Origin of the sequence: Streptococcus sp. AM43-2AT, from assembly GCF_003603405.1 — a bacterium.
In the GTDB taxonomy this organism is placed as follows: Bacteria; Bacillota; Bacilli; order Lactobacillales; family Streptococcaceae; genus Streptococcus; species Streptococcus ilei.
The window spans coordinates 431,729-445,571 of sequence record NZ_QTND01000001.1 but is presented as its reverse complement, the minus strand read 5'-3'; the positions used below and the strand labels follow the sequence as shown (position 1 = coordinate 445,571).

The 13,843-nt window shown below is 39.1% G+C and carries 11 protein-coding genes; 9 read left to right on the top strand and 2 right to left on the bottom strand.

The genetic code is table 11. The features are described 5' to 3' along the window. The first annotated feature begins 57 nt into the window (after positions 1 to 57). The 9 genes from DW930_RS02165 (at position 58) to DW930_RS02125 (ending at position 9,849) form a co-directional block, all read left to right on the top strand. Positions 58 to 885, top strand: coding sequence for an alpha/beta hydrolase (locus tag DW930_RS02165; protein WP_120701955.1), 828 nt, complete (start codon positions 58 to 60; stop codon positions 883 to 885). A gap of 39 nt (positions 886 to 924) precedes the next feature. Further along, positions 925 to 1,665: an alpha/beta hydrolase-fold protein gene (locus DW930_RS02160; protein WP_023023217.1), complete on the top strand. Its 741-nt coding sequence runs from the start codon at positions 925 to 927 to the stop codon at positions 1,663 to 1,665. 21 nt (positions 1,666 to 1,686) lie between these two features. After that, complete coding sequence (locus DW930_RS02155) at positions 1,687 to 2,853, top strand: ATP-grasp domain-containing protein (protein WP_123159212.1); 1,167 nt, start codon at positions 1,687 to 1,689, stop codon at positions 2,851 to 2,853. A gap of 208 nt (positions 2,854 to 3,061) precedes the next feature. After that, positions 3,062 to 4,030 (top strand): thiamine pyrophosphate-dependent dehydrogenase E1 component subunit alpha, encoded by a 969-nt coding sequence (locus DW930_RS02150; RefSeq protein ID WP_049514824.1) that lies wholly within the window; start codon positions 3,062 to 3,064, stop codon positions 4,028 to 4,030. A 16-nt stretch (positions 4,031 to 4,046) separates the two neighbouring features. Next, a complete protein-coding gene (locus DW930_RS02145) occupies positions 4,047 to 5,039 on the top strand; it encodes an alpha-ketoacid dehydrogenase subunit beta (protein WP_123159211.1) in 993 nt (330 codons plus the stop codon). 218 nt (positions 5,040 to 5,257) lie between these two features. Next, complete coding sequence (locus tag DW930_RS02140) at positions 5,258 to 6,301, top strand: dihydrolipoamide acetyltransferase (RefSeq protein WP_023918161.1); 1,044 nt, start codon at positions 5,258 to 5,260, stop codon at positions 6,299 to 6,301. 42 nt (positions 6,302 to 6,343) lie between these two features. Next, positions 6,344 to 8,050, top strand: coding sequence for a dihydrolipoyl dehydrogenase (lpdA, locus tag DW930_RS02135; protein ID WP_031573220.1), 1,707 nt, complete (start codon positions 6,344 to 6,346; stop codon positions 8,048 to 8,050). Between the two features lie 58 nt (positions 8,051 to 8,108). Beyond that, complete coding sequence (locus DW930_RS02130) at positions 8,109 to 9,098, top strand: lipoate--protein ligase (RefSeq protein WP_048715991.1); 990 nt, start codon at positions 8,109 to 8,111, stop codon at positions 9,096 to 9,098. A 109-nt stretch (positions 9,099 to 9,207) separates the two neighbouring features. Continuing rightward, a complete protein-coding gene (locus DW930_RS02125) occupies positions 9,208 to 9,849 on the top strand; it encodes a hypothetical protein (protein WP_048715992.1) in 642 nt (213 codons plus the stop codon). Positions 9,850 to 9,937: 88 nt separating this feature from the next. Here the strand turns inward: DW930_RS02125 and xerS are convergent, their stop codons facing one another. Together xerS and DW930_RS02115 are read right to left on the bottom strand one after the other, a co-directional pair. Then, entirely contained in the window at positions 9,938 to 11,008 is a 1,071-nt protein-coding gene (gene xerS / locus DW930_RS02120; RefSeq protein WP_003001539.1) for a tyrosine recombinase XerS, read from the bottom strand. 335 nt (positions 11,009 to 11,343) lie between these two features. After that, on the bottom strand, positions 11,344 to 13,839 hold the full coding sequence (locus DW930_RS02115) for a zinc-ribbon domain-containing protein (protein ID WP_123159210.1): 2,496 nt from the start codon (positions 13,837 to 13,839) through the stop codon (positions 11,344 to 11,346). Positions 13,840 to 13,843: the final 4 nt, after the last annotated feature.

The following is a 13,843-nucleotide window of genomic DNA, read 5'->3' as shown; positions in this document are numbered from 1 at the left end:
TTTCTTATAAAAATGGTATAATAAATAAAAATTTAGAATATAGAGAGTTTTCTGACAATGAATAAATCCTATTTTTATTTAGAGATGAAGACACACGAGTTGAAAGTGCCTTATACCGGAAAACTCCGTCGTGTGCGAGTCTTATTACCTAAAAATTATGAAACAGATACTGATCGACGCTACCCTGTCGTTTATTTCCATGATGGACAGAATGTCTTCTATAGTAAGGAAGCCTATGTAGGTCACTCTTGGAAGGTCATTCCAGCCATCAAGCGTAATCCAGACATTAGTCGCATGATTGTTGTTGCCATTGATAATGATGGCTTGCAACGGATGAACGAATACTCTGCCTGGAAGTACAAGGAATCCAATATTCCTGGTATGCAATTTGGTGGCAAGGGCGTCGAGTATGGGGAGTTTGTCTTGGATGTGGTCAAACCTTTTATCGATCAAGAATATCGCACTCTTGCTGATCGAGAACATACAGCTATGATTGGATCTTCGTTAGGCGGTAACATCACACAATTTTTGGGCCTAGAATACCAAGATCAAATCGGTTGTCTGGGAGTCTTCTCCTCTGCCAACTGGTTGCATCAAGAAGCCTTTGATCGCTACATCGAGCGTAAGAACTTGTATCCAGATCAACGTATATACATCTATGTAGGGACTGAAGAGGCAGATGATACTGATAAAACGTTAATGGCTGGGAATATCAAGCAAGCCTATATAGACTCATCTCTTCGTTATTACCATGATGTTATTCAACAAGGAGTTGCTTTAGAAAATATCGCCATTCGGATTCAATCTGGGGCAATCCACCATGAAGAAGCCTGGGCTGAACATCTACCAGAATGCCTTCGGTTTTTAGCAGAAAAATGGGATTAATAATCTTAAAGTAAATATATAAAGAGAAAGAGGGAACTTATGAATATTGAACATTTAAGCCACTGGAGTGGCCAACTTAACCGCGAAATGTATCTAAACCGCTATGGTCATGCGGGGATTCCTATTGTGGTCTTCGCTTCATCTGGTGGAAGCCATAATGAGTACTATGACTTCGGTATGATTGATGCTTGTGCTCAGTTTATTGAAGAAGGACGGGTTCAATTTTTCACCCTTTCAAGTGTCGATAGTGAGAGCTGGCTTTGTGATTGGAAAAACCCTCACGATCGGGCAGAGATGCACCGTGCCTATGAACGCTATGTTATTGAAGAGGCCATTCCTTTCATCAAGCACAAAACAGGTTGGTTTGACCCAATGATGACAACCGGCTGCTCAATGGGAGCTTACCACGCGCTCAATTTCTTCTTGCAACACCCAGATGTCTTCAACAAAGTCATTGCCTTGAGTGGTGTCTATGATGCTCGTTTCTTTGTTGGTGAGTTTGGAGGAGATGAAGCAATTTACCAAAACTCTCCGTCTGATTATATTTGGCATCAAAATGACGGTTGGTTTATCGACCGTTACCGTCAGGCAGAAATTGTTATCTGTACCGGTCTTGGCGCTTGGGAACAGGATGGACTTCCATCCTTCTATAAATTGAAGGAAGCCTTTGATCACAAAAATATCCCTGCTTGGTTTGCAGAGTGGGGGCACGATGTAGCTCATGATTGGGACTGGTGGCGGAAACAAATGCCCTATTTCTTAGGTCAGATGTATTTATAAGTCAAAAGGGAGGAGACGTCTATGAATTATCTTGTTATTTCACCTTATTATCCACAAAATTTCCAGCAATTCACCATTGAGTTGGCCAACAAAGGAATCACTGTATTAGGAATTGGCCAAGAGCCTTACGAGCAGTTAGACGAGCCATTGCGTAATAGTTTGACAGAGTATTTCCGTGTCGATAACATGGAAAACTTGGACGAAGTGAAACGTGCAGTAGCCTTTCTATTTTATAAGCATGGCCCAATCGATCGCATCGAGTCTCACAATGAATACTGGTTGGAATTGGATGCAGCGCTTCGTGAGCAATTCAATGTCTTTGGGGCCAAACCAAAAGATTTAAAGAAAACTAAGTTTAAATCAGAAATGAAGAAACTCTTCAAGAAAGCAGGAGTTCCTGTCGTTCCTGGTGCAGTAGTCAAAGCCGAAAAAGACATTGACAAGGCTGTGAAGAAGATTGGGTTGCCATTGATTGCTAAGCCCGATAACGGAGTGGGAGCAGCAGCGACCTTTAAAATTGAAACTCCAGAAGATGTGAATCATTTCAAAGCTGAATGGGATGGACATACTGAATACTTTTTTGAGAAATTTGTTCTTTCCAGTGAAATCTGTACCTTTGATGGTTTAGTGGATCGAGATGGAAACATTGTCTTTTCAACTACTTTTGACTATGCCTATACACCACTTGACTTGATGCTCTACAAGATGGACAACTCTTATTATGTCCTCAAAGAGATGGATCCAAAATTGCGTCAATACGGAGAAGCGATTGTTAAAGCTTTTGGCATGAAGGAGCGTTTCTTCCACATTGAGTTCTTCCGTGATGGAGATGACTATATTGCGATTGAGTACAATAATCGTCCTGCAGGTGGCTTCACCATCGACGTCTACAACTATGCTCACTCGATTGATTTGTACCGTGGCTATGCAGCCATCGTAGCCGGAGAACCATTCCCAGCTTCTGAATTTGAACCCCTATATTGCTTGGCGACTTCACGCCGTGCCAATGCAGCTTATGTCCTTTCTGAGGATGAAGTTTTAGCTAAATACCATGACCAATTCCGCGTGAAGAAAGATATGCCTGCTGCCTTTGCCGAGCTTCAAGGTGATTATCTTTACATGTTAACAACGCCAAGTCGTGAGGAGTTAGAACAAATGATTCATGACTTTGGCCAACGCCATCAATAAAATATTCCGATAGGTCTTCCCTATCGGTTTTTGATTTTCCATATTAAAATAAGACTTTGTGAATCTTTTATATAACAGTTTGTGAATTCATATCTATCAGTATTCTAGACGGATTAGTTTGTGAAAGGAAATGAGCATTTATTTTGACAGTGTTTTCATAGTGAGATAGAATAAAATAGAATGAATAATTGCTTAGAAAGGCGAAATAATGGCAACATTAGATAAAAGTCTCTTATTGGAAATGTTCCGTAAAATGGAAGAAATCCGTCGCATGGACTTAAAAATTGCACAGTTAGTAAAAAAAGGGAAAGTACCAGGAATGACGCACTTTTCTGTTGGGGAAGAAGCGGCTAACGTTGGAGCGATGTTGGCTTTGAACGACGATGACTTGCTGACTTCTAACCACCGTGGACACGGACAAGCCATTGCTAAAGGAATCGATTTGAACGGTATGATGGCAGAAATCCTTGGTAAGTATACCGGTACTTGTAAAGGGAAGGGTGGATCAATGCATATCGCCGACCTGGATGCAGGTAACCTTGGTGCCAACGGTATTGTTGGTGGTGGTATGGGGATTGCCGTAGGTGCAGCCCTTACTCAACAAATGCATAAGACTGGTAAGATTGTTGTCTGCTTCTTTGGGGACGGCGCAACCAACGAAGGTGTCTTCCACGAAGCGGTAAATATGGCTTCTATTTGGAATCTTCCGGTAATTTTCTACTGTATCAATAATGGTTACGGAATCTCTGCTGACATTAAGAAAATGACCAATGTCAAGCATATCCACGAGCGTAGTGCTGCTTACGGCATTCCTGGAATGTTTATTCCTGATGGAAACAACGTTATCGATGTCTATGAAGGATTCCAAAAAGCTGTTGAACACGTCCGCTCTGGTAAAGGTCCTGTCTTGATTGAAAGTGTCACTTACCGCTGGCTTGGTCACTCATCTTCAGACCCTGGTAAATACCGGACCCGTGAAGAAGTCGAAGAGTGGAAGAAGAAAGATCCAATCGAAAACCTTCGCAAGTATCTCCTTGAGAATGAGATTGCGAGCGCAGAAGAATTGGATCAGATCCAAGAAGAAGTGAAAGAAGCAGTGGAAGCTTCAGTGAAATTTGCGGAAGAAAGCCCATTCCCTCCACTCGAATCAGCTTTCGAAGATATTTACGCAGACTAAGGGGGAGTAAAGAATTATGGAAACTAAATTAATGTCTTTCCGCGATACCATTATCCTTGCTATGTCTGAGGAAATGCGTCGCGACGAAAACGTATTGTTGATGGGGGAAGATGTCGGAGTTTTCGGTGGAGACTTCGGAACTTCAGTAGGAATGCTTGAGGAATTCGGTCCAGAACGTGTTCGTGACTGTCCGATTTCTGAGGCTGCGATTTCAGGTGCGGCAGCAGGGGCAGCCATGACCGGACTTCGCCCAATCGTTGATATGACCTTCATGGATTTCTCAGTAATTGCCATGGATGCTATTGTCAACCAAGCTGCTAAAACTCGCTACATGTTTGGTGGAAAAGGGCAAGTGCCGATGACCGTTCGCTGTGCTGCTGGTAACGGAGTTGGTTCTGCAGCCCAACACTCCCAATCCTTGGAATCATGGTTTACTCATATTCCTGGTTTGAAAGTTGTTGCTCCTGGTACGCCAGCGGATATGAAGGGGCTTCTCAAGTCATCTATCCGCGATAATAACCCCGTTATCATTCTTGAATACAAATCAGAATTCAACCAAAAAGGGGAAGTGCTTGTTGATCCGGACTACACGATTCCACTTGGTGTCGGAGAAATCAAACGCGAAGGTACAGATGTCACTGTCGTAACCTATGGGAAAATGCTTCGTCGCGTGATGCAAGCTGCTGAAGAATTGGCAGAAGAAGGCATCTCAGTAGAAGTAGTAGACCCACGGACCTTGGTCCCACTTGATAAAGAGATCATCATTAATTCTGTCAAGAAGACAGGAAAAGTAGTCCTTGTCAATGACGCCCATAAAACGAGTGGCTATATCGGTGAGATTTCAGCTATCATTTCTGAATCAGAAGCATTTGATTACTTGGATGCACCGATCCGCCGTTGTGCGGGGGAAGATGTGCCAATGCCTTACGCACAAAATCTTGAGAATGCAATGATCCCAACAGTTGAAAGCATCAAAGAAGCCATTCGTAAAACGTATAATAAAGAATAATACATAACATAAATTATGTAATGTTTATTAAATTAGACGAGGAAACTTTGTATCTAGTGATGCAAAGTTCTCTACGTCCTTAATATCTTAGATTAGAGCACGGGCTAAAAGCTCGGAAAAAAGATAAATCTCCTTGACTTCATCGAAGTCTGCGTCGATTTCCTATTTTTCGGTCGCTTTTAAACGCCCTTTGCATCATAAATAGAATAGGAGAGGTCATGGCTGATGATAAGCTAAGAGCGACTCCTGCGGCTAGAAAATTAGCGGATGATCTAGGGATCAACCTCTATGATGTTTCTGGTTCAGGCGCAAACGGTCGTGTCCACAAAGAAGACGTGGAAACATATAAAGACACAAATGTGGTTCGCATTTCACCACTTGCAAAACGAATTGCTTTAGAACACAATATTGCTTGGCAAGAAATTCAAGGAACTGGTCATCGTGGTAAGATCATGAAGAAGGATGTTCTTGCTTTCCTTCCTGAGAATATTGAGAAGGATACCATTAAGTCACCTGCTCAAATTGAGAAGGTAGAAGAGGCTCCTGATAATGTAACACCTTATGGTGAAATCGAGCGAATTCCGATGACACCAATGCGTAAGGTGATTGCTCAACGGATGGTGGAATCTTATTTGACAGCACCAACCTTTACATTGAACTATGACGTCGATATGTCTCAAATGTTGGCCCTTCGTAAGAAGGTATTGGATCCAATCATGGAGGCAACTGGCAAGAAAGTCACTGTAACAGATTTGCTTTCACTTGCAGTGGTTAAGACCTTGATGAAACATCCATACATTAACGCGTCATTAACGGAAGATGGCAAAACCATCATCACTCACAACTATGTCAACTTGGCTATGGCGGTTGGGATGGACAATGGACTGATGACACCGGTTGTCTATAACGCAGAAAAGATGACTTTATCAGAGTTGGTGGTAGCCTTCAAGGACGTTATCGGACGGACCTTGGACGGTAAATTAGCACCAAGCGAATTGCAAAATTCAACCTTTACTATCAGTAACTTGGGGATGTTTGGTGTTCAATCTTTTGGACCGATTATCAACCAGCCGAACTCTGCCATTCTTGGGGTTAGCGCAACTGTTGAAAAACCAGTTGTAGTTAATGGTGAAATTGTCATTCGTCCAATCATGAGCTTGGGCTTGACCATTGACCACCGCGTTGTCGATGGGATGGCTGGTGCCAAATTCATGAAAGACTTGAAAGCCTTGATTGAAGACCCGATTTCAATGTTGGTCTAATCAACGAGAGAGAATAGAAACAAGAAAAAAGAGGGAAATAAAATGGCCTTAGAAGTAATTATGCCAAAAGCCGGCGTAGATATGACCGAAGGACAAATCGTTCAGTGGAATAAAAAAGTCGGCGAATTTGTAAAAGAAGGAGAAATTCTCCTTGAAATCATGACAGATAAAGTCAGCATGGAATTGGAAGCTGAAGAAGATGGCTACCTGATTGCTATCTTGAAAGGGGATGGCGAGACTGTTCCTGTAACAGAAGTGATTGGTTATCTTGGTGAAGAAGGGGAGAACATCCCAACAGCTGGAGCAGCAACACCAGAAGCGAGTCCAGTGCCAGCTGCAGCAAGTGCTTCAAATGATGACAATAAGAGCGATGATGCTTATGATATCGTTGTTATTGGTGGTGGACCTGCTGGTTATGTTTCTGCCATTAAAGCAGCTCAATTGGGTGGTAAGGTTGCCCTTGTTGAGAAATCTGAACTTGGTGGAACATGTTTGAACCGCGGATGTATCCCAACTAAGACTTACCTACATAATGCTGAAATCATTGAAAATATCGGTCATGCGGCAAACCGTGGGATCATCATTGACAATCCTAGCTTCACAGTGGATATGGACAAGGTTCTTGAAACTAAGAACAAGGTCGTAAATACTTTGGTTGGTGGTGTTGCAGGACTTCTTCGTAGCTACGGAGTTGATGTTCATAAGGGGATTGGTACCATTACGAAGGATAAGAATGTCTTGGTCAATGGCTCTGAATTACTTGAAACTAAGAAAATCATCCTTGCTGGTGGTTCAAAAGTCAGCAAGATTAACGTTCCTGGCATGGAATCATCCCTTGTAATGACCAGTGATGACATCTTGGATATGAATGAAGTCCCAGAAAGCCTTGTGATCATTGGTGGTGGGGTTGTTGGTATCGAACTTGGTCAAGCCTTCATGACCTTTGGTTCAAAAGTAACGGTTATTGAAATGATGGACCGCATCGTGCCAGCCATGGATGCAGAAGTATCTAAGAACCTTCGTTTGATCCTTGAGCGCAAGGGTATGACTATCTTGACAGATACTAAACTGCAAGAAATCATTGAAGAAGATGGCAAACTCCGTATCAAGGTTGAAGGAAAAGACGATATCATTGCAAACAAAGCTCTTCTTTCAATCGGTCGTGTTCCAGATCTTGAAGGAATCGGTGAAGTGGAGTTTGAATTGGATCGTGGTCGTATCAAGGTCAATGAATACATGGAAACATCTGTTTCAGGTATCTATGCGCCAGGTGATATCAATGGTACTAAGATGTTGGCTCACGCTGCCTTCCGTATGGGTGAAGTTGCTGCTGAAAATGCCCTTAAAGGAAATCACCATGTTGCTAAATTGAACTTGACTCCTGCAGCTATTTACACACTTCCTGAAGTTGCGGCTGTTGGTTTGACAGAAGAACAAGCTCGTGAGAAATATGATGTGCAAATCGGTAAATTTAATTTTGCCGCAAACGGACGTGCCATTGCATCAGATGCGGCTCAAGGATTTGTTAAAGTCATTGCTGACAAGAAATATGGTGAAGTTCTTGGAGTTCACATCATTGGTCCAGCAGCAGCTGAATTGATCAACGAAGCTTCAACTATCATTGAGATGGAAATCACTGTAGAAGAAATGCTCAAGACCATCCATGGGCACCCAACCTTCTCAGAAGTGATGTACGAAGCCTTTGCGGATGTACTTGGAATGGCCATCCATTCACCTAAGAAGAAATAAGAATAGATAGATTAGACTGGAATTATTTTCCAGTCTCTATCGTATTAGAAGGTATCTTATGAAATACATTATCAATCATTCAAACGACACTGCTTTTAATATTGCTTTAGAGGAATATGCTTTTAAGCATCTTCTTGATGAAGATCAAATCTTCCTTCTTTGGATCAACAAACCATCTATCATTGTAGGTCGTCACCAAAATACCATCGAAGAAATTAACCGTGACTATGTACGCGAAAACGGTATTGAAGTAGTCCGTCGAATCAGTGGTGGTGGAGCTGTTTACCATGATTTGAACAACCTAAACTATACAATCATTTCAAAAGAAGATGAAAACAAGGCCTTTGACTTCAAAAGCTTCTCTACTCCAGTTATCAATACTTTAGCTGAACTTGGTGTTAAAGCTGAATTTACAGGCCGTAACGACTTAGAAATCGACGGTAAGAAATTCTGTGGCAATGCCCAAGCCTATATCAATGGCCGTATCATGCATCATGGTTGTCTTCTTTTTGATGTTGATTTGTCTGTCCTTGCCAATGCTCTCAAGGTGTCTAAAGACAAGTTTGAGTCTAAAGGGGTTAAATCCGTTCGTGCTCGTGTGACCAATATCATCGACGAGTTGCCAGAAAAAATCACCGTTGAAGAGTTCCGTGACCTGCTTTTGGACTACATGAAGAAAGAATATCCTGAGATGACAGAATATGTCTTCTCAGATGAAGAATTGGCAGAGATCAACCGTATCAAGGAAACCAAGTTCGGTACCTGGGATTGGAACTATGGGAAGTCCCCTGAATACAATGTCCGTCGTGGCACAAAATTCCCAAGCGGTAAGGTTGAAATCTTCGCAAATGTCATTGAATCCAAAATCCAAGACATCAAAATTTACGGTGACTTCTTCGGTATCGAAGACGTTGCAGCAGTAGAAGATGTTCTTCGTGGCGTTAAATACGAACGTGAAGACGTCCTCAAAGCCCTTCAAACCATTAACCTGGGCCGTTATTTTGCAGGTATCGCTGCAGAGGAAATTGCTGAAGCAGTGGTGGAATAAAGTAAAAGATATCCATTTAACATGGATATCTTTTATCTTAAACTTGATATTTAAATACCATGAGTGTACAATATAGAAGAAATCTGAACAAAAAAGGGGCTCATTTTCAATGATGAAAATTCCAGTTGAAAATCTTGGTCTATTTGAACAGTTAGATCGTATAGTAGTGGCTTTTTTTAGCAAGCAACAACCTTCAAGTCCATATGATTTGAAAATCAGTATTACACAAGGACACCTTGACCAGAAAAAGCAAGAGCTCGAACCATTAGGCTATCAAGCTGTGCAACTACCATTAGGAATGGCTTTAGATAATATCATCCAGCAACCTCATTATAAAAATTTAATCCTTGGCGGACTTGCTCCCGACGAAATTATAGTCAGTAAAGAAGAATTAATGCCTTTGAAAGATATCGTGGATAGCTTTTGTATTATGTACGCTGCAGCGAATAACAGACTAGAAAATAGTAAGGCTTATGAACTAATGAAAGATAAGACGGTTTATTTTATTGGTCAACTATTTACAGATTTTCCAAAAGCCGGTGATGAAATTGCTTATTTAGGAATTGATCGAATAGCGAGTGACGGTACACCATACGAAGCAGTTAAATGCTTTTTAACGGAAGGGAGTGCAGAGAAGTACAATAGTGAGAAAAGACCCGTCACCCCAGCAAATCTGGCCTATCTAAAATCATTTTGGGGAAAGCCAGTTATTATTGAGCCCCACCGTAATTATTGGATCGAATTTTTATAGAAAGTATAAAAGAGCGTAAGATTCCATAAAAAAATCTTACGCTCTTTTTCTAATAGAATAGCTGTTACATAATTTACGTTATGTAATTTTATAAACTATCCAAGGCATTTTTCTGCTCATCATTAACGATATGCGTATACAAGTCAGTAACTTGTGTGCTAGCATGTCCCAGCTGGTGACTGACCAAAACCTGTGATTTGGTTGCATCATAAAGACGTGTTGCTAATGTATGGCGAAGCTTATGGGGTGTCACGCGGACTTTGAAGTCTTCAGAATACTTGGCGACCATCTTTTCAACACTAGAAGCATCAATACGGTTTGGAACACCTCGATACAAGGTCAGAAAGAGAGCTGTATCGGTCTTTTCTGTCTTGTACCGTTTGTCTCGAATAGCGAGATATTGCTCCAGATAAGGCTTCGCAAAGGCAGCAACATTGACTGAGTCTCGTTTTCCACCTTTTCGAGTGACGTCAATGACCATCATCTTAAGATTAAGGTCACGAAGGTCCAAATTGACTGCCTCAGATAAACGGACACCAGAGGCAAGAAGGAGTGCGATAATGGCTAAATCTCGCTCTTTATTCTTATTAAAGGAGGATAAGGCGCGATTTGAGAGTGTCTGAGGATACTCCTGGTCGATATAGTTAAGAAAACCTTCTGTTTCATCGCCTAAAAAGAGCTTTTGTTTGATATTTTCAGCCCGTGCCGCCAAAGTTTCTTTCTTTTTCTTGGTAGCAACCTTCTTCATGACGTTGCGGTAGAAATAAGGTTCTCCTTGCTCATTTTCAACTTCCTCAGTCAAGTATTTATAGAGACTGGAAAGTGCAGAAAGGGTACGGTTAATCGTTGTTTGGGAAACCCCGTTTTTTGTCGTATTGGCATTGAGCAGAGGACGTTCACGTAAGTAAAGAATAAAGGATTCCATGTCTTTCTTGGTCATGTGCTCCAGGACGTCTAAAGGGATCTCGGCCATGGTATCAGCATCCGATATACCAGATTCTAAGACCCAGGTGAAAAATCGATCGTATTCCTTTAAGTATTCGTACAAGGTTGTAAAACTGTATGGAACAGCCAGTTTCGATTGGTAATATTCCAATACATACCAGGGCATGACTTGTTTGAGTTTATCAATCCGTTCTAATAAGATCTCGCGTTTCATGTTTTTCTCCAAATCTTTCTATACTAGTAGTATAGCATAGCCAGATATATTTTTCAAGAAAATTATAGTTTTTCGGAAAGATGTTATAGGGGATCTATAGGACTGTTTTAGTTTTCTGTATACCAAAAGTATCTCTTTTTAACCAAAAATTTTTTTAGAGCTAATTATTCTCAATTATGTACTTTATTAAAGTGAACACTGAAAATTTTATAAGTTGTTCATCTACTGTAAAATGTACTTTATATAAGTGAAAACTAAAAATTTTTCAAATGTACATTTTGATATAAAAAAACACTTTAATATCAGTTTATTGATTTAGAGTGTTTTTGGATTGTTTAATTTATTTTAGCAAACTGAACGAAATGCTCTTGTTTTCTTCTTAAACCTTTACAGATTTTACAGGTTATTAAGTTACGTTTTTCATATTTTATTTTTTCATTGATTTTAAACTTATACCGATGATTTGGATCATCTTTACAAATCCACCATACATTTTTATTACTTTTCTCATCAATATCTGTTGGCTTTGCTAAAAGAATATTATTCAGATAATCCCATTCGCTTAATAAATACTCATGTGTTGTTGCAAGGTCGTTTAAACCTTTTAATACTTTATTATTTTGACAATATGGACAACAAGATATGTTCATTAGAGTTTTTTTCTTAACTGTTTGCCGATATTCTTTGCTACATTCAGAACATTTCCACCATGCTCTATAACTTGAATTACACATTATAGAGCTAGAGTCCCTGTCATTTAAAGTTGACCATTCCTTAATCAACCATGGGTGTGTGGTCGCAAGGTCGTTAAACCCTTTTAATACTTCATTGTTTTGACAATATGGACAACAAGATTCTTTCATTAGAATTTTTTTCTTAACTGTTTGCTGATACTCTCCTTTACATACTGAGCATTTCCACCATGCTTTATAGGTTGATTTGTTGGTTAAACAACTTAATTGTCGGTCATTCAAACTTGACCACTCTTTTATTAAGTGAGGATGAGTTGTCGCAAGATCATTAGTTCCTTTTATTAATTTTCTATTGGAACAATAAGGGCAACATTCATCGTCTTCCGCTCTATTAGAAATTTTTGCCTTAAAGTTTCTGTGGCATTTTCTACATATCCATTCAATTATATCGTTTGAATTAGAGAAAATATTATAAATGTCTCCATTAATATTATCTAGCCATTCCGATTTTAAAAATGGTTTTTTGTAACCCAATGATTCTTCAGGTTTAGGTGTTTTTTTATTACAGTAAGGGCAAATGATCTTGAATTCTCTATATTTAATGTTCGAAAATTTATCTAGAACAATGCTTAGTTTTTCATTAAATTCTAAATTACAACAGTCGCATAACCATATATATTTTTTATTTTTAGCTTCTGATAAAGTTATTTCATCAATTTTTTGGATGTTTTTGCTGCTCCAATAACTAGATAGTTCAGGGTGAATGTCAGCTAGTGTATTATATCCCTTTAATGGCTGTTCATCATTACAATATGGACAGCTATCTATTACTTCTCTTCTTATTGGGATTGAACAAAGGTATTCGCCTTGACAAATAGAACAGTTCCACCAATATTTTTTTGTTTCAATATGACTTAATGCTAAGTGAACAGGGATATTATTTTTTTTACTCCATTCTTTCCGTAACCTTGGCGAATTATGGAAAATATCATTATTAAAAATCAGTGTATTCCAATCACAGTTGTTAGGACACGTTTCAAAGTTACTATTCTCTAAGTTGGTTCTAGAGATCATTTCGACAGGACTGCATTGAAACTGAATATTACAACAAGGACACTTCCAATTTAAAACATCAAATGATTTATGCCAATAATCAGAAAATAATCGTTTATTATCATTAATCCAAAATTTTTCAAGATATGGATGGGTTTCATTCAAGGTATTAAATCCTTTTAACATTTGTTTACCACTACAATATGGACAACCTTCTTGATGTCTTTTAACAACTGAGCATTCATATTCTCCATTACATTCTATACATTTCCAAGTTGCTACTATATTAGACAAACAGTCAATCATATTTTTTTTAATATGATTTTTAACCAATTGGTCAAGAAGATGCTTATCTGTGTAAAAGAGAGGCGTTGCGTTCACTTTTATAGCAGTGTCAAAAGTTGCTTCGCATTTAGTGCAATAAAATCCATTCCTCTTGATTCTTGCAATTAACTTATCTATTGATAAATCAAAAAAACAATCGCACTTATCACATTTCCATTTTCTGGGAATTGTAATATTATCACTGAGAGTTAATTTTTTAAATTCCAACTCGTTATAATCGCCTGGAAGATATATTTTTCCGAGATTAGGGTATGCTTTATAAAAAGGTACATAATGTTTATATTCGTTACAGCCTACATGAATAACGTTTTTGTTTAATTTTGTTGTTAATAATCTAGATGTATTGGCTACATCTTTCCAACCAACATGACAGGTAGGACATTTAAAATGAAATAATCTCTTTGAAGTAAAGGTTAAGTTTTCAATTTCGTTTTGTATCGTTTCTATATTTTCATAATGAAAGTTTATGTACCCCAAAAGGTTAGGAAACCTATCAGATATAGAGTTTTGTCCTTTTACAAGCACTTCTCCAAGGTCGCATACAGGACAGATTCTCGTATGATTTAGGATTTGTTTGTAAGATTTTGATACACTTGCTTTCCATTCGTAGGAACAGTTAGGGCATTTCCAGCTAATGTGTTTTTTACTAGTAATAGTGAGCTTTTCTACATCTAATTTGATATTGCTATCAAAGTTCCAATATTTCAGTAAAGCTGGGAAATCAGTGATTAAGTCCGACATTTTT

Excerpts from the sequence above, each read along its gene's own strand:
- DW930_RS02165 (WP_120701955.1), top strand. The coding sequence starts at position 58 with ATGAATAAATCCTATTTTTATTTAGAGATGAAGACACACGAGTTGAAA.
- DW930_RS02160 (WP_023023217.1), top strand. The coding sequence starts at position 925 with ATGAATATTGAACATTTAAGCCACTGGAGTGGCCAACTTAACCGCGAA.
- DW930_RS02155 (WP_123159212.1), top strand. The coding sequence starts at position 1,687 with ATGAATTATCTTGTTATTTCACCTTATTATCCACAAAATTTCCAGCAA.
- DW930_RS02150 (WP_049514824.1), top strand. The coding sequence starts at position 3,062 with ATGGCAACATTAGATAAAAGTCTCTTATTGGAAATGTTCCGTAAAATG.
- DW930_RS02145 (WP_123159211.1), top strand. The coding sequence starts at position 4,047 with ATGGAAACTAAATTAATGTCTTTCCGCGATACCATTATCCTTGCTATG.
- DW930_RS02140 (WP_023918161.1), top strand. The coding sequence starts at position 5,258 with ATGGCTGATGATAAGCTAAGAGCGACTCCTGCGGCTAGAAAATTAGCG.
- lpdA (WP_031573220.1), top strand. The coding sequence starts at position 6,344 with ATGGCCTTAGAAGTAATTATGCCAAAAGCCGGCGTAGATATGACCGAA.
- DW930_RS02130 (WP_048715991.1), top strand. The coding sequence starts at position 8,109 with ATGAAATACATTATCAATCATTCAAACGACACTGCTTTTAATATTGCT.
- DW930_RS02125 (WP_048715992.1), top strand. The coding sequence starts at position 9,208 with ATGATGAAAATTCCAGTTGAAAATCTTGGTCTATTTGAACAGTTAGAT.
- xerS (WP_003001539.1), bottom strand. The coding sequence starts at position 11,008 with ATGAAACGCGAGATCTTATTAGAACGGATTGATAAACTCAAACAAGTC.
- DW930_RS02115 (WP_123159210.1), bottom strand. The coding sequence starts at position 13,839 with ATGTCGGACTTAATCACTGATTTCCCAGCTTTACTGAAATATTGGAAC.